This window comes from Caldalkalibacillus thermarum (assembly GCF_014644735.1).
GTDB classification, from domain to species: domain Bacteria; phylum Bacillota; class Bacilli; order Caldalkalibacillales; family Caldalkalibacillaceae; genus Caldalkalibacillus; species Caldalkalibacillus thermarum.
The window spans coordinates 62,846-82,120 of the sequence record NZ_BMKZ01000009.1; the positions used below are offsets into that span (position 1 = coordinate 62,846).

The 19,275-nt window shown below is 47.8% G+C and carries 21 protein-coding genes, 2 riboswitches and 1 other annotated feature; of the genes, 18 read left to right on the forward strand and 3 right to left on the reverse strand.

Annotation, left to right across the window (positions count from 1 at the left end):
• The 12 genes from IEW48_RS05270 to comGG all read left to right on the forward strand — a co-directional run bounded on the left by IEW48_RS05270 (window position 1) and on the right by comGG (window position 8,892).
• Window positions 1-234 (forward strand): hypothetical protein, encoded by a 234-nt coding sequence (locus IEW48_RS05270; protein WP_188622884.1) that lies wholly within the window; start codon window positions 1-3, stop codon window positions 232-234.
• A complete protein-coding gene (locus IEW48_RS05275; RefSeq protein WP_188622885.1) occupies window positions 231-1,367 on the forward strand; it encodes a M20/M25/M40 family metallo-hydrolase in 1,137 nt (378 codons plus the stop codon). Before IEW48_RS05270 ends, IEW48_RS05275 begins: the two co-directional genes overlap by 4 nt.
• A gap of 50 nt (window positions 1,368-1,417) precedes the next feature.
• Window positions 1,418-1,627 (forward strand) — a binding site (T-box leader).
• Between the two features lie 97 nt (window positions 1,628-1,724).
• Window positions 1,725-2,717: a tryptophan--tRNA ligase gene (gene trpS, locus IEW48_RS05280; RefSeq protein WP_188622886.1), complete on the forward strand. Its 993-nt coding sequence runs from the start codon at window positions 1,725-1,727 to the stop codon at window positions 2,715-2,717.
• Window positions 2,714-3,571 carry a sulfurtransferase gene (locus IEW48_RS05285; protein WP_188622887.1) on the forward strand — a complete coding sequence of 286 codons (858 nt, stop codon included), beginning with the start codon at window positions 2,714-2,716 and terminating at the stop codon, window positions 3,569-3,571. Before trpS ends, IEW48_RS05285 begins: the two co-directional genes overlap by 4 nt.
• Before the next feature lie 14 nt (window positions 3,572-3,585).
• Window positions 3,586-4,440, forward strand: coding sequence for a DMT family transporter (locus tag IEW48_RS05290; protein ID WP_188622888.1), 855 nt, complete (start codon window positions 3,586-3,588; stop codon window positions 4,438-4,440).
• Window positions 4,441-4,594: 154 nt separating this feature from the next.
• Window positions 4,595-5,677, forward strand: coding sequence for a competence type IV pilus ATPase ComGA (comGA, locus tag IEW48_RS05295; RefSeq protein ID WP_188622889.1), 1,083 nt, complete (start codon window positions 4,595-4,597; stop codon window positions 5,675-5,677).
• Between the two features lie 9 nt (window positions 5,678-5,686).
• Window positions 5,687-6,730 carry a type II secretion system F family protein gene (locus IEW48_RS05300; protein WP_188622890.1) on the forward strand — a complete coding sequence of 348 codons (1,044 nt, stop codon included), beginning with the start codon at window positions 5,687-5,689 and terminating at the stop codon, window positions 6,728-6,730.
• 62 nt (window positions 6,731-6,792) lie between these two features.
• Window positions 6,793-7,140, forward strand: coding sequence for a competence type IV pilus major pilin ComGC (gene comGC / locus IEW48_RS05305; protein WP_042684790.1), 348 nt, complete (start codon window positions 6,793-6,795; stop codon window positions 7,138-7,140).
• Window positions 7,141-7,212: 72 nt separating this feature from the next.
• Window positions 7,213-7,668 carry a competence type IV pilus minor pilin ComGD gene (gene comGD / locus IEW48_RS05310; RefSeq protein WP_188622891.1) on the forward strand — a complete coding sequence of 152 codons (456 nt, stop codon included), beginning with the start codon at window positions 7,213-7,215 and terminating at the stop codon, window positions 7,666-7,668.
• Window positions 7,607-8,041, forward strand: coding sequence for a type II secretion system protein (locus tag IEW48_RS05315; protein WP_188622892.1), 435 nt, complete (start codon window positions 7,607-7,609; stop codon window positions 8,039-8,041). The genes comGD and IEW48_RS05315 overlap by 62 nt, the downstream gene beginning before the upstream one ends.
• Entirely contained in the window at window positions 7,969-8,469 is a 501-nt protein-coding gene (locus tag IEW48_RS05320) for a competence type IV pilus minor pilin ComGF (protein ID WP_188622893.1), read from the forward strand. Before IEW48_RS05315 ends, IEW48_RS05320 begins: the two co-directional genes overlap by 73 nt.
• 6 nt (window positions 8,470-8,475) lie before the next feature.
• Window positions 8,476-8,892: a competence type IV pilus minor pilin ComGG gene (comGG, locus tag IEW48_RS05325; protein ID WP_188622894.1), complete on the forward strand. Its 417-nt coding sequence runs from the start codon at window positions 8,476-8,478 to the stop codon at window positions 8,890-8,892.
• Window positions 8,893-8,920: 28 nt separating this feature from the next.
• On the opposite strand, the gene ilvA is transcribed toward comGG, so the two are convergent.
• Window positions 8,921-10,129, reverse strand: coding sequence for a threonine ammonia-lyase (gene ilvA, locus IEW48_RS05330; protein ID WP_188622895.1), 1,209 nt, complete (start codon window positions 10,127-10,129; stop codon window positions 8,921-8,923).
• 109 nt (window positions 10,130-10,238) lie between these two features.
• Between ilvA and IEW48_RS05335 the strand changes: the two genes are divergently transcribed.
• Both IEW48_RS05335 and IEW48_RS05340 read left to right on the forward strand, forming a co-directional pair.
• Window positions 10,239-10,781 carry a shikimate kinase gene (locus tag IEW48_RS05335; protein ID WP_188622896.1) on the forward strand — a complete coding sequence of 181 codons (543 nt, stop codon included), beginning with the start codon at window positions 10,239-10,241 and terminating at the stop codon, window positions 10,779-10,781.
• 47 nt (window positions 10,782-10,828) lie between these two features.
• Window positions 10,829-11,053 (forward strand): YqzE family protein, encoded by a 225-nt coding sequence (locus IEW48_RS05340; protein ID WP_188622897.1) that lies wholly within the window; start codon window positions 10,829-10,831, stop codon window positions 11,051-11,053.
• Window positions 11,054-11,130: 77 nt separating this feature from the next.
• On the opposite strand, the gene IEW48_RS05345 is transcribed toward IEW48_RS05340, so the two are convergent.
• Both IEW48_RS05345 and IEW48_RS05350 read right to left on the reverse strand, forming a co-directional pair.
• Window positions 11,131-11,943, reverse strand: coding sequence for a YqhG family protein (locus IEW48_RS05345; RefSeq protein ID WP_188622898.1), 813 nt, complete (start codon window positions 11,941-11,943; stop codon window positions 11,131-11,133).
• A complete protein-coding gene (locus tag IEW48_RS05350; RefSeq protein ID WP_188622908.1) occupies window positions 11,940-13,649 on the reverse strand; it encodes a DEAD/DEAH box helicase in 1,710 nt (569 codons plus the stop codon). The genes IEW48_RS05345 and IEW48_RS05350 overlap by 4 nt, the downstream gene beginning before the upstream one ends.
• Window positions 13,650-13,783: 134 nt before the next feature.
• Window positions 13,784-13,875, forward strand: a riboswitch (glycine riboswitch).
• A 2-nt stretch (window positions 13,876-13,877) separates the two neighbouring features.
• Window positions 13,878-13,990, forward strand: a riboswitch (glycine riboswitch).
• A 147-nt stretch (window positions 13,991-14,137) separates the two neighbouring features.
• On the opposite strand from IEW48_RS05350, the gene gcvT reads away from it, so the two are divergent.
• The 4 genes from gcvT to lipM all read left to right on the forward strand — a co-directional run bounded on the left by gcvT (window position 14,138) and on the right by lipM (window position 19,066).
• Window positions 14,138-15,241 (forward strand): glycine cleavage system aminomethyltransferase GcvT, encoded by a 1,104-nt coding sequence (gene gcvT, locus IEW48_RS05355; RefSeq protein ID WP_188622899.1) that lies wholly within the window; start codon window positions 14,138-14,140, stop codon window positions 15,239-15,241.
• Window positions 15,242-15,341: 100 nt separating this feature from the next.
• Entirely contained in the window at window positions 15,342-16,697 is a 1,356-nt protein-coding gene (gene gcvPA / locus IEW48_RS05360; protein WP_188622900.1) for an aminomethyl-transferring glycine dehydrogenase subunit GcvPA, read from the forward strand.
• A complete protein-coding gene (gene gcvPB, locus IEW48_RS05365; RefSeq protein ID WP_188622901.1) occupies window positions 16,690-18,165 on the forward strand; it encodes an aminomethyl-transferring glycine dehydrogenase subunit GcvPB in 1,476 nt (491 codons plus the stop codon). The genes gcvPA and gcvPB overlap by 8 nt, the downstream gene beginning before the upstream one ends.
• 61 nt (window positions 18,166-18,226) lie before the next feature.
• Window positions 18,227-19,066 carry an octanoyltransferase LipM gene (lipM, locus tag IEW48_RS05370; RefSeq protein WP_188622902.1) on the forward strand — a complete coding sequence of 280 codons (840 nt, stop codon included), beginning with the start codon at window positions 18,227-18,229 and terminating at the stop codon, window positions 19,064-19,066.
• Window positions 19,067-19,275: the final 209 nt, after the last annotated feature.

Genomic DNA, 19,275 nt, shown 5'->3' on the forward strand with positions numbered 1-19,275 from the left:
TTGCCAAAAAAAGTGTTCATGGTCTACCATATTGGGAGGGAGCGCTCTACACTTCCGCTCCCTAAATTGTTGAATAAATATAAGGTGACTTTTCTGATTAATCCCAAAGAACAAACATCCTGGAGACAAAAAGGGCGAAAAGATTTGCTCAATCGCAGCAAACAGCACCAGGAGCGCCGTTTGAAACGGAGCAAACAGGTGCAGCAAGAAGATGAAAGAGGTGCAGCAGGATGATTAAGATTAATGAAACCCGCTTGTTGAATGAATTTTTGGAACTGGTGCAGATCGACAGCGAGACTAAACACGAACGCCAGATTTGTGATGTGTTGAAAAAGAAATTGGCCGAGCTGGGATTGGCTGTAGTGGAAGACAACAGCCAACAGGTGACGGGACATGGTGCCGGAAATTTAGTGGCCACGTTGAAAAGAAATGCGAGAGCAACGCTCCCTGTCATTTACTTTACTGCCCATATGGATACGGTGGCACCAGGCAAGGGCGTTAAGCCGGTTATTAAAGACGGTTATGTATCCAGTGACGGCACCACGATTCTGGGCAGTGACGACAAAGCAGGTCTGGCTGTTTTACTGGAAGGAATAAAGGTGTTAAAAGAAAACCATATCCCTCACGGTGAGATCCAATTTGTCTTGACAGTGGGCGAGGAATCGGGCCTGGTTGGTTCCAAGGCCCTGGACACCAGTTTGCTTCGGGCTGACTTTGGCTTTGCCCTGGACAGTAACGGTCCAGTCGGTAACATCATTGTCGCAGCACCTGCTCAGGCCAAATTGCATGTCACAGTGTATGGTAAGTCGGCTCATGCCGGGGTTAATCCTGAAGACGGGATCAGTGCCATCCAAGTGGCCAGCCAGGCGATTGCCAAGATGCCTTTGGGGCGGATTGACCATGAAACAACAGCCAATATCGGCCGCTTTGAAGGCGGGCAAGCCAGTAATGTGGTTTGTGACCTGGTTCATATATTAGCGGAGGCCCGCAGCCGGCAGCCGGAAAAACTGGATAAACAAGTACAAAGGATGAAACGCTGTTTCGAGGAGGCAGCACAGGCCAACGGCACTACCGTAGCTGTGGACATTGAAATGATGTATCCTGCCTTCCGTTTTACGGAGGCAGATCCTGTCGTTCAAGTGGCCAAAAAAGCGGTGCAAAGAGTAGGACGGACACCCAAGCTGATCGAAAGCGGGGGTGGCTCTGATGCCAATGTCATTTCAGGTTACGGCATACCCACGGTCAACCTGGCTGTAGGGTACCAAAACATACATACCAAAGAGGAACGGATGCCCATTGAGGAATTAATTAAAGCTGCAGAGCTGTTTGTAGCTATTGTGCAGGAAGTTGCCCAAGCCTCTTCCTAAACACTTGATTTTTCCCAGCTTCTTTAGTAGAATATGTAAAAAAATCATACGGGCAAGCAATGATGAAGCGCAGTAGGTAACATGGCTTGTCACTTAAGAGAGCTGGTGGATGGTGCGAACCAGCGGGGCGTGTTACTGAATTGGACTTCTGAGCTATGCAAGAAAAAGGGAGTTCAGATCTTGGTTTTACTCGGAACAATCAAGAGTAAAGCCAAACTGGACTAATAAAGGTGGCACCGCGGGGGTTCCTCGTCCTTTACAGAAGGATGATGAACCCCTTTTTAGCATGCTTTTGATCTAAACTAAAGACTATCTGAGAGAATCTATCCACATCTTACAAAAAAGGAGTGATTAGCCATGCGTGAAGCGAAAACTATTCTGTCTGGCATTCAACCCAGCGGACTGTTAACCATCGGCAACTACTTGGGGGCCATGCAGCACTTTGTCCGTCTGCAAGATGAAGCTGATTGCTACTTCTGTATTGTGGATTATCATGCCATCACTTTGCCGCAGGACCCACAGGAACTGAAAGAGAATATCCGCCGCTTGGCCGCCTTATACCTGGCCGTCGGACTGGATCCCCAAAAGGTCACGTTGTTTGTTCAATCCGATGTTCCTGAGCATACGGAGCTGGGCTGGATTATGATCTGCCAGTCCCACATGGGTGAACTGGAGCGCATGACCCAGTACAAGGACAAGTCCAAAAAACTGAAAAGCATTCCCGTCGGCCTGTTCACCTACCCTGCGTTGCAAGCAGCAGATATTCTGTTGTACCAGGCCACCCATGTACCGGTTGGAGAGGATCAAAAGCAGCATATTGAACTGACCCGCGATCTCGCCGAGCGCTTTAATCACCGTTATGGAGACGTGTTTGTCATCCCTGAACCGATGATTGCTTCATTTGGTGCCCGGATTATGTCTTTGGATGATCCCACCACCAAGATGAGTAAAAGCAATCCCAATGAAAACAGCTATATTTCCATGCTTGACGAGCCTAAAGTAATTGAAAAGAAAATTAAGCGGGCCGTGACCGATTCAGGTCATGAAATCCGCTTTGATCCCGAGGAAAAAGCGGCCATCAGCAACCTGATGACCATCTACGGCCAGTTTACCGGCCAAACCATGGAAGAGGTAGAGCAACATTTTAAAGGCTGCGGTTATGGCCAGTTCAAAAAAGAACTGGCTGAAGTGGTCATTGACCGCTTGCGACCCATCCAGGAGAAATACCGCGAGATTTATCCCTCCTCAGAACTGGACCGGGTGCTGGAAGAAGGCGCTCAGAAGGCTCGTGAGAAGGCACAACAAACCTTGGCCAAAGTTAAACAGGCTTTGGGGGTAGGCTTAAAATGAACAGCAAAACCATTGTTTCTTTTGACTGGTTAAAATCCCGCCTGGATGACCCCCAGGTGGTCATCGCCGATTGCCGCTTTGTTTTGGGGCAGCCAGAAGCAGGGGCTGAAGGCTACCGCAAAGACCATATTTCCGGTGCTGTTTATTTTGACTTGGAAAAAGACTTGTCGGGCCCTGTTCAAGCCCATGGGGGCCGCCACCCTTTACCTGACTTGGACGCTTTTGTGGAGAAACTTGGGCGGGCAGGGATCGACGAGACGAAAACAGTGGTCGCCTATGACGATCAAGGGGGGCCGATGGCGGCCCGCTTGTGGTGGATGTTAAAATATTTGGGCCATGATCGAGTTTACTTGCTGGAAAAGCCCTATTCGGCGTGGAAAAACGAGGGTTACCCGGTGACGGCTGAAGTGACCCGCCCTGCCCCTCTTCAATTTAGACCTAAACCCAATCCGGACATGATCGCCAGCATAGACGAGGTGAAACAAAAGTTACACGATCCTCAAGTGATACTCATTGATGCCCGGGCCAGGGAACGCTATACCGGTGAACAGGAACCCATTGATCGTGTAGGCGGCCATATTCCCGGGGCAGTCAATGAGTTTTGGCAAGAAGGATTGAATGCTGACGGATCGTGGAAAAGTCCGGAAGAACAACGGCAACGCTTCTCACGCTACCTGGACCAAAAAGATAAAGAATTGATTGTCTATTGTGGATCGGGCGTGACAGCCTGTGCCAATGTCGTGGCGCTCCATGAAGTTGGTTTGCAGCCCAAACTGTATGTGGGCAGCTGGAGCGATTGGATTAGCTATGAGGACAATGAGATTGAAACAGGGGATCATGGCGGACTAAAATAAAGGGGATTGCAAAAATGTGGTTTACCGCTGCTGTGTTAAGTGCTCTCATCTTTGGATTAGCCGGGTTCGCCATGAAATATGGCTCAACTCGCCAAGGGGCTTTGAACCCTCTTTTGTTTGGATTGTATGTCAGTGGGAGCATAGGATTTGCTGTAATCATTGTTGTTGAAGGAGAACTCAGCATCAACAGCTGGCTCATGCTTGCAGGTTTGGTGGTCGGTGTTGGTTCTACGTGGGGGAATTGGTTATTTATGAAAGCGCTGGAGGTGGGACCGGCCAGTTTAACCTCCCCCTTGGTCAATTTGAACATTGTCTGGGTTGTACTGATGTCCGTTATTGTGTACGGTGAGGTATTGTCTTGGATGGAAGTGGCCGCCATTTTACTCCTGGTTATGGCGGTCAGTTTGCTCCCTCTCGATCCTCAGGAGTCATTATCCATAAAAAGCAGGGTTTGGTATGTTCTTGTTCTACTGGCCACTGTGCTCTTCTTTTTACGTAACGGTGGGTTAAAAATTACGGAAGAATGGGGCTTAAACAACACACTGGTTCTTTTTTTTGCTTATTTGTTCGGTGTGGTGTGGTCATGGGGGACACTAAAGTATGAACAAAGAGGATCCGACAGTGAGAACAAACCAGGCAGATTCGGCTTTGGCTGTGGTTTAGTAGCGGGCATTTTTTCTTTTGCCGGGATGCAATTGTATGTTTATGCTTTAGCGACTGGACCGGCCAGCATCGTCTCACCCGTGTTTGCAGCTAATAGTGTGGTTGTGGCCATGTTGTCAGTATTCTTCCTAAAAGAGCGTCTGTCTCTGATACAAGTGGTGGCTCTAACCGGTATCATGACCGGGATCGTCTTGCTGAGAATTTGAACAGGATACGTCTTGGTTTTGTCGAAAAATATTGCGTAAAAAATTAAAAAATTAGCAGGAATTTGAGATGTTGTGTCGAATACTTCACTTGGATTAAAAATACTATACGGGGAGGGATCATCATGGAGTAGATATCAGTCTGGCCGTTAACCGAATGATTGATGAGGCTATACGGCGCAGGGCGAGTGACATCCACCTGCAGCCGAAGGAAAACCAAGCAGAGATTTTGTTTCGGATTGACGGTTACTTGAACGTTTGGAAATGCACCACATCTGAACAGTTGAAAGCCATGATCACCAGATTGAAATTTATCGGCGACATGGATATTGGTGAAACAAGAATTCCTCAGGATGGCGCTGTGTATCATACCTTTTTTCAAGACCGGCTTCATCTCAGACTGTCAACCATGCCGTCGGTGTTCGGTGAGAAGCTGGTGATTCGTATTTTCCCTCTGCAGCAAGAACGCCTCACCTTAGCTCACCTGGGACTTACACCTCGACAGTATCAACTCCTGCAGCGAATGATTCGGCTCCCGCATGGACTTTTGCTAATTACCGGCCCTACGGGTTCTGGCAAAACGACGACCTTGTATAAAATTCTTGAAGCGTTAGCTGAGCAAAAAGGGAAAAATATCTGCAGTTTGGAAGATCCCGTTGAAATGCGCATGCCAGCTTTAACACAAGTGCAAGTCAACCCTCAAAGCGGGCTAACCTTTGCCAAAGGCTTGCGCGCCATGTTGCGCCAAGATCCTGACGTGATTTTTGTAGGCGAAATTCGAGATGAGGAAACTGCTGAGATTGCGGTTCGTGCTGCACTCACTGGACATCTCGTCCTGTCCACGCTCCATACTTATAACACAGTGGGAGCCATAGTCCGCTTGCTGGAAATGGGAGTTAAGCCTTATTATTTGGCCAGTGCATTAATTGGTGTTGTTTCCCAACGCTTGTTTCGGCTGCTTTGTTCAATTTGTCAAGGCAAGGGATGTTATGGATGTTTTTATACCGGGTATTATGGCCGCCGCGGTGTTTTTGAGATGCTTCCTGTTTCACAGAAGATCAGAACAGTCATCCACAATGGGGGAGATGAGGAACGGCTGCGCCAGATTGTACTTGAGTTGAAAATTCCTTCTATTGCCCAGCAATTGATCCGCTATCAGGCTATTGGTTTAACAACAGCAGAAGAATGCTTTACTTTTTTAGTTGCAGATGAGTATTTCCATAGCACGGATCCGATGTGAGGTGCAAGCATGATCACCAAAAGCAATGAGCATCTGTCCTTGAAAGAGCAGGAAAGGTTGTTAACCCGTCTCAGTCAGTTGCTTAGTCAGGGCTATTCTTTTATGCAGGCCTTGGATGTGATGTTTGTATCATGTCAGGGAAAAGAGCGGGACATGATGAAAAGGCTGGAGTATTTAATTTCAACGGGCACCCCTCTGATGGAAGCATTTCAAAAAGCTTCATTTTCAACTGATGTGGTCTTAATCATTGCCCAGGCAGAGACACACGGCAACTTAGCTGAGGCACTGCGCAAGGCCAGTGAGTGGAAACGGCGTCAAATTCGGTTTAAAGCTGAATTGCGCAAGGCATTGACGTATCCTTTCATCCTATTTGTGGTCATTCTGCTGATTTCTTATCTTCTGTTCCAAGTGGTCATTCCCCAATTTTCCTATTTGTTTGAGGTTTATGATATTGAGGTGCCGGTGTCGACAACGGTCATCCTCTATCTTGTCAGTATTTTGGAACAGTACTATATTCCTATGGTTTTGACCCTGTTTCTGATGCTTGCTGCTGTGTTATTCGGCTGGAAAAAAGGGGTCCTGCAAGACAGGGTGGCTCAGGTTGTTGCCCGATGTCGTTGGATCAACCGCTGGACACGCACCTTTTTTACCATCATGTTTTGTACCCAGCTCGGTTATTTATTGCAAGCCAATGTCCCTCTCTTTCATGCTTTACAACAAGTGTTACATACGGCGGGTTCTGTTCACTTTAAAAAGACGCTGGAACGGATTGAGCAAGAATTGATGCAGGGAAAATGTTTATCTGAAGCTTTGAAACAGGATGATGTGTTTGTTCCGGAGTTAAGTGCAGTGGTTTATCATGCGGAAAAAAATGGACAACTGGCCCAGCATTTAGTGACATATGGACAATATTTGGAATCGGAAGTGCTTGACCGCTCACTGGAGCGGTTAAAATGGATTGAGCCTGTTTTGCTCTTGATGGTTGGATTGGTAACCTCCTATTTATTTTTTGCTTTATTTAGGCCTGTCTTCCAGTTAATAGAGGCCCTGTAAGGAGAAAGGCGAGGATTGTTTTTGAGGCAAAAGATAATATGAATGGGAGTGTTGAGAAGGTGATGTTGAAAAAAATTAATATAAGGGAGCGGGAAGGTGGGTTCACCTTAATTGAAATGCTGATCGTCTTGTTTATTATCGGGGTTTTGTTGCTCGTGATTATGCCCAGTTTAACTGACTCAGGAGTCCAGGCCCAACAAAAAGCTTGTGATGCCAATAAAAAAATGATTGGGGCCCAGGTGGAAGCTTATTATTTGGATCACCAGAGGCAATATCCAAAAGATGTAACTCAGTTGGTTAGTAAAGGTTATCTCAAAGAGATTCCCATGTGTCCGATGCAACCAACCGATGAAGCATCCTATACGATTAACCAACAGAATGGAGAAGTAACGTGTCAGTATCACAAATAGAGAAACTGACGACAAGTTAAAGAAAGCGATTGACAGTGAAAATGAACAGGTTAACAGGGAGTAAGCAAGAGGATGGCCAGGGCGAAAGGACAGTTTCAAGCGGGGTTTACCTTGGTGGAAATGTTGATGGTTTTAGCAATTTTCGCAATTGTGGTGACCATGGTTATTCCAGTGTATCATGTTCCCCATCAGCATCTGGAGATGGAAGATTTTTTTCAACAGCTGGAGAACGATTTGTTTTTGGCCCAACAGACAGCGCTGACAGAGCTGCAACATGTAGAAGTGGAGTTTAACCCTGTTAATAGCCTTTACATTGTACGCTACCGGTATGGTGAGACTATTTTCTTGCGCAGATTTCCTGATGGGGTTTCTATGAGCACCAATTTTCCCCGCAATCGTTTTCATTTTAACCGGCACGGTCATATCAGCCAAGGGGGGCGGTTGTTTTTTTACTATGAGACGCCAAATGGAACGGAAACAAGAACCTATATATTTCAACTGGCATCGGGACGTTACAGGGTGGAATAGGCTGGTCAATGGCCATGAGCAAGGTTTTTTCCTGCTGGAAGTGATCATTGCCTTGTCTGTTTTCGCCCTTGTCTGTTTCACGGTTTTTCCGGCGTGGCAAGTTTTGCAGGAAAAGAGATTTGAACAGCAACAAAAAAGTTTAGCGATTGATCTGGCCCAAAATGAAATGGAACGTTTTCGAGCCGGTCTGATTGATGGGGGAGAGACAAAGCGTACCATCGTGCTGCAGGAGCATCAATTTCAGGTTCAGTGGAAAATTGACAGGCAAACCAGTTTGGAAGAAGGAAAGGTAGAGATTGAATGGCATATCATGGGAGGGACAGGGAACAAAAGCAAGTTGGAGTTTGTTGTTTATCGAAACAAGAGGGATTAACCCTGGTCGAACTGATGGTGTATATGGGATTATTGGGGGGCGTTTGTTTAACCGTTTTTCCGGTTTTGAGTTTTTTCTTGGAAGTGCCCCAATCATGGCAGAAAACGGTACGTTTACAACGGGAGGCCCAAATTTTCTTTCAGCAGTTTGAACGGGAAGTCCAACAGTCACAACAGTATGTGCTGGAAAATAATAAACGCATCCACTTTTTTGACCAGCATGATCAGATCACTTATGAGAAGCATGGTGATGTGATCCGCCGGCAATTAAACCATGAAGGACATGTGGTGATGTGTCAATTTGTCAGGGAAATCACCTTTGAGCCAGTCACACAGCAGCTGTTTAAAGCAGAGTTAACATTGGAGAAAGAGGGGGCGTTGTTTCATACTGAACGCTGGATAGGATTGCGGGCGGTGACCAGGGAGTAACAAGCAATGGTAAGAGTGGGTTGGCAAAAGGAAGAAGGTTATGCTTTATATTTGGTCATGGTGATTTCCCTCTTCCTGTTTCTTATTCTTGCTCATCTGCTGGGCACCTATGTTAATCAAACAAACATGATCCGGGCTAAGGAACTGCAGGTGCGGGCGGAGAATCTGGTTTTGTCAGCAGTGGCACTGTGGACAGCGCAAGAGCTAAACGATCAGGAGGGGGATGGGGATAGCCCGGCAAAGACGAGGGAGTGGATGATAGATTTGCAAGACGGAACGGTCACACTGAAGCAAGAGTCAGAGAATGGCCACGTTGTGGTCCTCACCATTGAAGCACGGGTTAAAGACAGTGATGTCAAAAGGAGAGTCAGAGTGACGGTTAACCTTGACACAGGGGAAATCGTGGCTTGGAGAAATTTGTAATGGATCATGAAAATAATAACCCGACCCTTTACACCTTTTTGGTAAAGTGATAACCGTTGGCTGCAAGCTCGTTTTCGATCTCCTTAATATGCTCATGGTTTCTGGTCTCCATCGCAATCTCAATTTCGGTTTGGCCAGGTTTGAGACGGGGACTGATGCGGTAATGATTCACAGAAATAACATTGGCCTTCAGTTTGGCGAGCAGGGTGAGCAAGCGGCTCAGGTTTCCGGGCCGGTCCGGTACAATCGTGACGATGCTGAGATAACGCCCCGCTTCCACCAGCCCCAGTTCAATCATGCGGGAGATAAAAGTAATATCCACATTGCCGCCGCTGATGATCACCGCCACTTTTTGACGCTTAAGGTTGAGCTTTCCGTTTAATAAAGCCGCCAATCCGACTGCCCCAGAGCCTTCAACCAATAATTTACTCCGCTCCAGTAAATAGAGCATGGTCCTGGAAATTTCATCTTCGCTTACGGCCACCACATCGTCCACATATTGTTGCACGAGGTCAAAGGTTAGCTTGCCAGGTTTCTTGACCGCGATGCCATCGGCGATCGTTCCTTCGGTGGTGACCTGTACAGGCTGCTGGGCTTTCAGTGAAGAGAGCATGCTGGGACACTGGGCAGCCTGAACACCATACACCTTAACGTGTGGATGGGTCTGTTTAACCGCCAAGGCAATGCCCGCAATCAGCCCTCCTCCCCCGATGGGGCAGACGATGCTGTCCACATCAGGAAGCTGCTCTAAAATTTCAAGTCCAATGGTTCCCTGGCCAGCGATAACATGGGGATCATCAAAGGCGTGAATAAACACAGCGCCTGTTTGCTGCTGATGCTGTTCAGCAAAAGCAAGGGCTTCATCAAAGGTGTGTCCATGCAGAATCACGTTGGCCCCATAGTTCTTCGTGGCCTCGACTTTAGCCAAGGGTGCCCCTTCCGGCATCACAACCGTACAGTTAATTTGAGCTTGACTGCTGCTATAGGCCACCCCTTGGGCATGATTGCCGGCTGAAGCAGCTACCACTCCCCTTTTTCTTTCCGTTGGGGTCAGAGACATAAGTTTGTTGTAAGCTCCCCGGATCTTAAACGACCCAGTTTTTTGTAAATTTTCCAATTTTAAATATATGTCACTGCCGATCAGTGTGCTGTAAGTGTGGGAAAAATCAAGGGGGGTCATATGGGCGATGGTGCTTACCACTTGGCGCGCAGTTTTAATATCTTCTTGGGACAGCACAGGGATCCCTCGCAATCGTCTACGGTTTTTTTGTCTTTATTAATATTTTCGGTTCTGATATAGATATACTTGAGGGTAGTAAGAAGATGACATCAAAAGGGGATCTGTTATGAAATGTATCAGCATATGGGGGTTTATGGGGGCTGGAAAGAGTACGGTCGGCCGGGCTTTGGCCCGAACCTATGCCTGGAAATGGCTTGACAGCGATACAGAGATTGAAAAACAAGAACAACTAAAGATACCCGACATTTTTAAGCGCTATGGGGAAGAGTATTTTCGACAGCTGGAGACCCGGTTTCTAGAAAATTTGTGGAACCGGATGCAGTCGGAACCACAAGCGTCTGAATGGTTGGTTTTAACGACAGGTGGCGGTATGCCCCTCAGGGAAGAAAACCGTCGGTGGCTAAAAAAATTAGGCATCAGCATTTATTTGCACGTCCCGTTTGACACCATTGCCAAAAGGCTGAACAGGCGCGACAGTCAGCGCCCGTTGTGGGATGGCTCCCAGCTGGAGGCGATGAGGCGCAAGTATGAAGCCCGGTTGCCTTCCTATCGCCAGGCTGATGTGGTGATGGAGGTTCAAGGCAAGTCTGTGGAAGAGATCGTTCAAGAGTTGGGCGCCCTTGTGCTTAAACCCCCCGCTGACGTATAGCAAGGGCCTTGCCGGGGTATGCTGTGAGTAAAAGGGAGGGTGGCAACATGTCTTCGCAGGAGCTGATCAAATTTTTAACCCGGGCGCTGGTGGAGTATGTGGACACCCCTGCGGCTGAACGAAAGAAACAGAAGCAAATGCGGAAGATACAGCGCGGTGAGTGGCATGTCCATTGGTTTGGCCTGGTTCCTGCCGCTTTAACCATGATGCTGCGTCCGATGGTGCATCTTTTGGGTAAAATGCCTCCCTTGAACAAATGGTTAAGGGCATAAGCACGTACAGGACATCCTCTGGGAGCTCTATCCCAGTTTGTCCTGTTTTTTTTGGTCTAGTGGGGGGCTGTATCTGCTCAAATGGCAGCCAGTTTCGCCCGGGGATGGGTGTTGAGGTAAAACAAGCCCAAGTTAATGGGGACAACCTCAATTTTGGGCCGGTAGTCCTCAATTTCTTTCAGCCGCCTCTGTAACACTTCTTCCTCATGATGACTGTGTTGAAAAAAGGCACAGATCAATTTTGCTTCTTCATCCAGGCGTTTGTTTGCCTCTTGGGCCCATGTTTTGTCCATGTTGTCAAGATAATCATACAGATACATTTCAATTCGTTTCAACGCAGACTTAAGGGAAAAAATAGGGGTTAAGGTAAAATGGTAATCTGGAATTTTCGGTGTTAAGCGATACCGATTCAGTACCTGGTCAAAGGGGGCCAAAATTTCCCCGTTGATCAGGTTAAAACCTAGCGGATAAAACAGATCCTTTTTTTGGTCGCTGATAAACGAAATTTTATAATTGAAACAAATCCACGGGGTGAGCGCCCGGGTCAAAGAGGCTTGCGTTCCTTCTTCATACAGGCGGATAAACTGGCCGTGCTTTTGGCAGGACTGAAAGATTTGGTGCAGGCGCCAGCAGCCGAATTGAATCAATTCAGTGCGTGTGCCGGTGTTCTCTGGCATCTGTTCAGGATCAAAACAAAAGGTGATGGTCATCGGTTCCGGTTCAGCCCCGGTCCGTTCCATAAACATCCAATAATAAGGGCGCCCCATAATGTCCTTATCGGCCTGAACGGACAAGTGCACGGTCAGATGGGAAGGGCCTTTGTCAATGATCGTGCATCCCTGTGCCCGTACATATTGCTCTACAAAGTGGTAAAGCTCTTCGCTGGTCATACAGACTCCTCCTGTTTCATTTCCCATTGTGCCTGGTTTTTGATGTTGTTTTGAACCGATTGGATATAATAGGACAAGTTTTCCAGTTTAATTTCCATTTCACGTGTGGAGCCTGATTTGAGCACAATATCCGTCAAGTTTTCCTCTATTGATTGATTCAGCTCCAGATGATCAATAATTTGGTCAAGCTCCCCGATCACCATTTCAAACAGATTAATTTTTTCGTACAGTAAATGTAAAATATACGCTTCGATGGTCCCTTTTGTGGTTAAGTTATAGATGTATACGTCCCTTTTTTGCCCCAAACGATGGACCCGTCCGATCCGTTGTTCAACACGCATGGGATTCCAAGGTAGGTCGTAGTTAATAATATGGTTGCAAAATTGCAGGTTGATGCCCTCTCCACCAGCTTCTGTGGCAATCAAGACTTGAGCGCGCTTTTCGAACAGCTCTGTCATCCAATCCTTTTTGTTGCGCCTGAAACCGCCCCTGAAGGGGACAGATGTAATACCGTGCTCATATAAGATCCGTTGCAGGTAGTCTTGAGTGGCCCGGTATTCAGTAAAAACAATCACTTTATCTCCAATGTCCTTAATCAGCTCCATTGTTTTTAGTGCTTTGGTATGATGTTCAATCTTTTTGATTAAGCTGAGCAGGTCCCAAATTTTTGGCCGCAAGGGAGAATGCTCGCCGCATTTTTGAAACATGTTGTACAAGGTGAGAAACGTGGCTTCCTTGCTGGAGCAAACTTCTTTTTGCAGCGTAATCAGGGAAAAAATATTGGCCAAGCCAAATTCCTGCTGATAATGTTCCTGCACAAAACGGGTGACAGCATCATATAATGCTTTTTCTTCAGGAGAGAGATCCAGGTAAATATTATGCACGTGCCGCTTGGTAAAATGGATGCTTCCGTCCTTGCGCATGTTACGGATCATCACTTTGGAAAGCAGGGCTTGCAGTTTGTCATTGTTCTTGGTTTGACGTTTGCCCTTAACATAATGTTTTTGAAAAGCCTGGGCATCACCCAACACCCCTGGACGTAAGAGTGAGACCAGGTGGAACAGCTCGCTTATTTCATTTTGGACCGGGGTGGCGGTGAGCAGGAGACAATATTTTTTCTTTAACTGCAGTATAAACTCATAATTCTTAGATTTAGGGTTTTTAAGCTTGTGGGCTTCATCAACGATCACCATGTCGTACTCCTGCTCCAGTACATGGTCGCGGTGGGGAGGGCGCTTGGCTGTATCAATTGAAGCGACCAGAATATCGCACTCTTTCCACATATACTCTTTTTTCTGGGCTACGGCTGGGATGGCCAATTTTTGGGTCAGTTCCTTGGTCCATTGAATGACCAGGGAGGCGGGAACGAGAATCAGGGCCTTTTTGACCAGCCCCCGCACCATATACTCTTTTAAAATCAGTCCGGCCTCAATGGTTTTGCCCAGTCCCACCTCATCAGCCAAAATGGCACGGCCATGCATCTCGGTTATCACTTTTTTGGCTGCTTCCACCTGGTGCGGGTAAGGCGTTAAAGTGGGCAGGTGATCGAGGCATGCCAGAGAATCAAAGTCGGAGATCATCAAACTTTGTTCAGCTTGTAAGGCCAGTTGAAAAAAATCAAGCTTATCCCAGGGTCCATCATCCTTGATTTTCTGCTCCAAGGTGGGCAGCCAGTCATGTTTAAAATGAATGGGGATGTTCATCAGTGCCACTCCCCTTGTCAGTTTTGAGTGGAAATCTTGCTGGTGTCGTGGTACGATTAACATATAGCTATTTCATAGACATGTATTCCTTAGTATAAACGGAAAATAACGCGTTTATCACAAATACATATTGGCGAATGAATGTAAGGGGAGAGACTACCGTATGGTAGCGCCGAAGGAGCAAGCCCGGCTGGGTGAATCTCTCAGGCAAAAAGACCCTTACAGGACGCATCTCTGGAGAGCGTTCAGCACAGGTTTTAGCCGTATGACCGTCATTGGGCCCGTGCTGAACCACCAACGGGGAAACCCTGAAAAGGGCAAACTCTCAGGTGCAAGGACAGAGACCAAGTTACCCTTAGAATCCATTTAAGGGCTTGGTTGTTCTGTCCTTTTTTCTGTGATGTTTTTCTATTAAGGAAGCAATGAATAATAAGAATAGGAAAATGCTAAAGCAAGATTAAAACATGGGAAAAACCTAGGAGGTGGATGCTGTGGCTGGTTTGAGACGGACGCCGCTTTATCCTATTTACGAAAAATATGGTGCCAAAACCATTGATTTTGGCGGCTGGGAGTTGCCTGTTCAATTTAGCAGCATCAAAGAGGAGCACGAGGCTGTACGCACCAAAGCAGGATTGTTTGATGTTTCCCACATGGGGGAAATCACGGTCAGCGGACCGGATGCTCTGGCGTTTTTGCAAAAGATGATGACCAATGATGTCTCCCGCCTGGTTAAAGGTCAAGCCCAATATACGGCCATGTGTTATCCAGACGGAGGAACAGTGGATGATTTGCTGATCTACTGCAGGGGAGAAGGGGATTATCTTCTGGTGGTCAATGCTGCCAACATTGAGAAAGATGAAGACTGGCTCCAAAAGCATGCTGAGGGCGACATTAAGATCAAAAATATATCCTCTGATATGGCTCAACTGGCGCTGCAGGGGCCTCTGGCCGAATCTGTTCTGCAAACGCTGACAAGTGAAGATTTGAGCCAGATTACCTTTTTCCGCTTCAAAGAAGATGTGGATTTAGATGGGACTCGCGCACTGGTCTCCCGCACTGGTTACACGGGAGAAGACGGCTTTGAGATCTACCTGGACGCAGGGGATGCTATTGATCTGTGGGAAAAGATTATGGAAGCCGGCAAGGATCATGGGGTGCTGCCTTGTGGGCTGGGCGCAAGGGACACCTTGCGTTTTGAAGCGCGGTTGCCGCTGTACGGCAACGAACTGGGCCCGGACATCACGCCCATTGAAGCAGGAATCGGCTTTGCCGTAAAAGTGGATAAAGAGGTTGATTTTATCGGCAAAGAGGTGCTTAAAGACCAGAAAGAAAATGGGGCCCCCCGCAAACTGGTTGGGATCGAGATGATCGGAAGGGGCATCCCGCGTCATGGTTATCCGGTCTTCGTTGGGGATACACAGATTGGTCATGTCACTACTGGGACCCAATCCCCTACTTTGAAGAAAAATGTAGGGCTGGTTCTCATAGACAGAGCGTATGCTGATTTGGGACAGGAAGTGCAGGTTGAGATCCGCCACAAGCGCATCCCGGCCAAAGTGGTGAAAACCCCGTTTTACCAGCGGCCCAAACAATAAAATACCAATCCAATGAAGAGGCCCTGTGTTACATGATAAAGGTAGCTTTGCAGCGTAGAACATTTTCGGTTTTAAGCAATGAGTTGAAGGAGGGTTAATGGTGAAATTCCGCTATCTGCCAATGACAGAAGAGGATAAGCGCCAGATGTTAAAGGACATTGGGGTTAGCTCCATAGAGGAATTGTTCTCGGACATTCCTGAACAAGTGAGATTCAAGGGTAAAATGAATCTCCCCAAGCCCATGGACGAAACTGCGTTAACCAAACACATGATGCGTTTGGCTGAACAAAATGCCCATCAGTTGAAGTATACCTCTTTTTTAGGTGCTGGCACTTATGAGCATTACATTCCTGCCGTCGTGAACCATGTAATTTCCCGGTCTGAATTTTACACGGCCTACACCCCTTACCAGCCAGAGATCAGCCAGGGTGAATTGCAAGCTGTGTTTGAGTTTCAGACCATGATTTGTGAACTGACCGGCATGGATGTAGCCAACTCTTCCATGTATGACGGTCCCACTGCACTGGCTGAGGCAGCGGCCATGGCCTTTGGATTAGGCAAGGCCAACAAAATTGTCATCTCCCGTGGTGTGCACCCCGAGTCGCGCCACATTTTGCACACCTATGCCACAGGTCTGGGTATGGAAATTGTTGAAATCGGCGTAGTCAATGGAGTGACCGATCTGGATGAAATGGCCAAGCAGGTGGATGAAAACACGGCTGCTGTGATTGTGCAGCATCCTAACTTTCTAGGGTACCTTGAAGATTTGGCACGGGTGGAAAGCATTGCCCACAGTGTCAAAAAGGGGATGATGGTGGTCAGCTCCAATCCGCTGGCTTTGGGTATTTTGGAACCGCCTGGAAAATATGGAGCTGATGTAGTGGTCGGGGATGTGCAACCGTTTGGCATCCCGTCCAGCTTTGGGGGTCCTCACTGTGGCTATTTTGCCGTGACCAAGTCTTTAATGCGCAAGATTCCCGGCCGGCTGGTCGGTCAAACAACAGATGAAGAGGGAAGACGGGGCTTTGTCTTAACCCTGCAGGCCAGGGAACAACATATCCGCCGTGAAAAAGCGACTTCTAACATTTGCTCCAATCAGGCCTTAAATGCCATTGCGGCTGCGGTGGCCATGTCTGCGCTGGGGAAAAAAGGCGTGCAAGAGATGGCCCTCTTAAATATTCAAAAAGCCCAGTATGCCAAACGGAAACTGAGTGAAGTGGATGGAGTAGAACCGGCCTTCGACCAGCCTTTCTTTAACGAGTTTGTGCTTAAGCTGTCCCGTCCGGTGGCTGAGGTGAATACCAAACTGCTGGAACATGGCATCATTGGTGGTTATGATTTGGGACGTGATTATCCTGAATTGGTGAACCACATGCTGGTTGCTGTGACAGAAATCAGAACCCGGGAAGAGATTGACCAGTTTGCTGCGGTACTGGGAGGGATGATTAATGGTTAAATCAGGAGAAAAAGCCCTCATTTTTGAAATGAGCCGAGAAGGGCGTGTGGCCTATTCCTTGCCGGAGAATGATGTGCCTGAAGTGGACATCACCGAAGTGATTCCTGCCAAGTTCTTGCGTGAGAAGCCGGCTGAGCTGCCTGAGGTGTCGGAACTGCAACTGATTCGTCACTACACTGAGCTGTCCTGCCGCAACCACGGAATTGATTCCGGATTTTATCCCCTTGGCTCATGCACGATGAAGTATAATCCCAAAGTGCATGAGGATGTGGCCCGCTATCCCGGTTTTGCCCGCATCCACCCCTATCAGCCTGAGGAAAGTGTGCAAGGGGCTTTACAGCTGATGTATGAATTGCAGGAATACCTGAAGGAAATTACAGGAATGGATGCTGTGACGTTGCAGCCGGCTGCAGGCGCCCAGGGAGAGTGGACCGGATTAATGATGATCCGGGCTTATCACCAGTCCCGTGGCGAGGGCAAGCAGCGGACCAAAGTGCTCGTCCCCGACTCAGCCCATGGCACCAATCCAGCCAGCGCCAAGATGGCCGGGTTTGAGACGGTGACCATCCCGTCCAATGACAAAGGGTTGGTGGACCTTGAAGCTTTGCAACAAGCACTGGGACCTGATACAGCAGCATTAATGTTAACGAATCCCAACACCTTGGGGCTGTTTGAAACGGAAATTGTGGAGATTGCTGAGTTGGTGCATGCTGCTGGCGGTTTGCTCTATTATGACGGGGCCAATGCCAACGCGATTTTGGGCAAAGCACGGCCGGGTGACATGGGGTTTGACGTGGTACATCTCAACCTGCACAAAACCTTTACCACACCCCATGGCGGGGGAGGACCGGGTTCCGGGCCGGTTGGGGTGAAAAAGGAGCTGATCCCCTTTCTGCCCGTTCCAGTCTTGAAAAAAGAAGGTGACCGTTATACATTTGATTATGACTTGCCCCACTCTATCGGGCGTGTTAAGGCTTACTACGGCAACTTTGGCATTAATGTGCGGGCATATGCTTATATCCGTACAATGGGAGACGAAGGCTTGCGCAAAGTATCGGAGTACGCTGTCCTTAACGCCAATTACATGATGCGCAAGCTAGCCCCTTATTTTGACTTGCCTTATGACCGGCATTGTAAACATGAGTTTGTCCTCTCCGGCAAGCGGCAGAAGAAACAAGGGGTACGCACCTTAGACATGGCTAAACGTTTGCTTGACTTCGGTTTTCATCCGCCTACCATCTACTTCCCGCTCATTGTGGAAGAATGTTTGATGATCGAGCCAACGGAAACTGAGTCGAAGGAGACATTGGATGAATTTATTGATGCGCTGATCCAGATTGCGAAAGAAGCTGAAGAATCACCTGAGATCGTGCAGGAGGCGCCTCATCATACGGTTGTCCGCCGGTTGGACGAAGTGACTGCAGCGCGGAAACCGGTTGTCCGCTGGTATCCTGCTGCACAGGATTAAAGATCAACATCCGTTCTAAGATCGTTCTAAATTCTGGAAAAATACAGGAGCTGGATCAAGCATGTCTGGAAAAGAAACATGGCGGTTCTTGGATACCCCAAGTCTAGACCCGGCCACCAATATGGCCCTTGATGAAGCGGTGCTGCTTTTGCACGGGGAAGGCAAAGTGCCTCCCACCATCCGCTTTTATACCTGGCAGCCCCCCACCTTGTCGATCGGTTATTTCCAAAAGGTTAAGAAGGAAATCAACATGGAGGCGGTCCGGCGGCATGGTTTGGGATTCGTGCGGCGAATGACAGGCGGTCGTGCGGTGCTTCACGACCAGGAGTTAACCTATAGCGTGGTGGTTAAAGAAAATCATCCCCTGATTCCCTCGTCAGTCATTGAGGCTTACCGGGTGATCAGCACGGGATTGCTGCTAGGTTTTAAACGGCTGGGTCTGGACGCCGATTTTGCCGTCCCTCACACAGAAAAAGAAAAAGAGGAGCTGCGGCAGCCCCGTTCTAGTGTCTGCTTTGACAGTCCATCTTGGTATGAATTGCTTGTTGAAGGGCGCAAGGTGGTTGGCAGTGCCCAGACAAGGCAAAAAGGCGTTGTCTTGCAGCACGGTTCTATATTGCTGGATGTGGATGTAGAACTGTTATTTGACGTGTTTAAATTTGGCCATGAGCGGATCAAAGCTCGCTTAAAAAAACATTTCTTGCGCAAAGCTGTGGCCATCAACCAGCTCCGGGCTGTTCCCGTTACAATGGAGGAAGTAAAGGAAGCCTTTAAGGCTGGGTTTGCTGAAGCCTTTCAGGTTGAATTGAAAGAAGCAGAACCAAGTCCCGAGGAAAAAGAGCTGGCGAAAATTTTGGTCCGTGAGAAATATGGAAATGATAAATGGAATTACAGTAAGTGATTAAACTTTTAAGTAGGGTTTGCTGAAAAACACAAAAATGTTGATATTGAAAGGAAAAGACCTATTTTTGGCGAAATTAAGTGCAAGAGTTTTTCAAAAAACACCACAAAAACCTTGCACTTGGATGTATTGCTGTGTATCGCCATAACCAGGATCAGCTGATCATGCCGCATGAATTCTTCCTGCCTTTTGGTGGTCAACTGGACCCC

Coding starts and splice junctions, on each gene's coding strand:
- IEW48_RS05340 (WP_188622897.1), top strand. CDS start 10,829: ATGTCTTCGCAGGAGCTGATCAAATTTTTAACCCGGGCGCTGGTGGAG.
- IEW48_RS05300 (WP_188622890.1), top strand. CDS start 5,687: ATGATCACCAAAAGCAATGAGCATCTGTCCTTGAAAGAGCAGGAAAGG.
- IEW48_RS05290 (WP_188622888.1), top strand. CDS start 3,586: ATGTGGTTTACCGCTGCTGTGTTAAGTGCTCTCATCTTTGGATTAGCC.
- IEW48_RS05275 (WP_188622885.1), top strand. CDS start 231: ATGATTAAGATTAATGAAACCCGCTTGTTGAATGAATTTTTGGAACTG.
- trpS (WP_188622886.1), top strand. CDS start 1,725: ATGCGTGAAGCGAAAACTATTCTGTCTGGCATTCAACCCAGCGGACTG.
- comGD (WP_188622891.1), top strand. CDS start 7,213: ATGGCCAGGGCGAAAGGACAGTTTCAAGCGGGGTTTACCTTGGTGGAA.
- comGC (WP_042684790.1), top strand. CDS start 6,793: ATGTTGAAAAAAATTAATATAAGGGAGCGGGAAGGTGGGTTCACCTTA.
- IEW48_RS05345 (WP_188622898.1), bottom strand. CDS start 11,943: ATGACCAGCGAAGAGCTTTACCACTTTGTAGAGCAATATGTACGGGCA.
- IEW48_RS05335 (WP_188622896.1), top strand. CDS start 10,239: ATGAAATGTATCAGCATATGGGGGTTTATGGGGGCTGGAAAGAGTACG.
- comGG (WP_188622894.1), top strand. CDS start 8,476: ATGGTAAGAGTGGGTTGGCAAAAGGAAGAAGGTTATGCTTTATATTTG.
- comGA (WP_188622889.1), top strand. CDS start 4,595: ATGATTGATGAGGCTATACGGCGCAGGGCGAGTGACATCCACCTGCAG.
- IEW48_RS05285 (WP_188622887.1), top strand. CDS start 2,714: ATGAACAGCAAAACCATTGTTTCTTTTGACTGGTTAAAATCCCGCCTG.
- IEW48_RS05320 (WP_188622893.1), top strand. CDS start 7,969: ATGGCATATCATGGGAGGGACAGGGAACAAAAGCAAGTTGGAGTTTGT.
- lipM (WP_188622902.1), top strand. CDS start 18,227: ATGTCTGGAAAAGAAACATGGCGGTTCTTGGATACCCCAAGTCTAGAC.
- IEW48_RS05315 (WP_188622892.1), top strand. CDS start 7,607: ATGGAACGGAAACAAGAACCTATATATTTCAACTGGCATCGGGACGTT.
- gcvPB (WP_188622901.1), top strand. CDS start 16,690: ATGGTTAAATCAGGAGAAAAAGCCCTCATTTTTGAAATGAGCCGAGAA.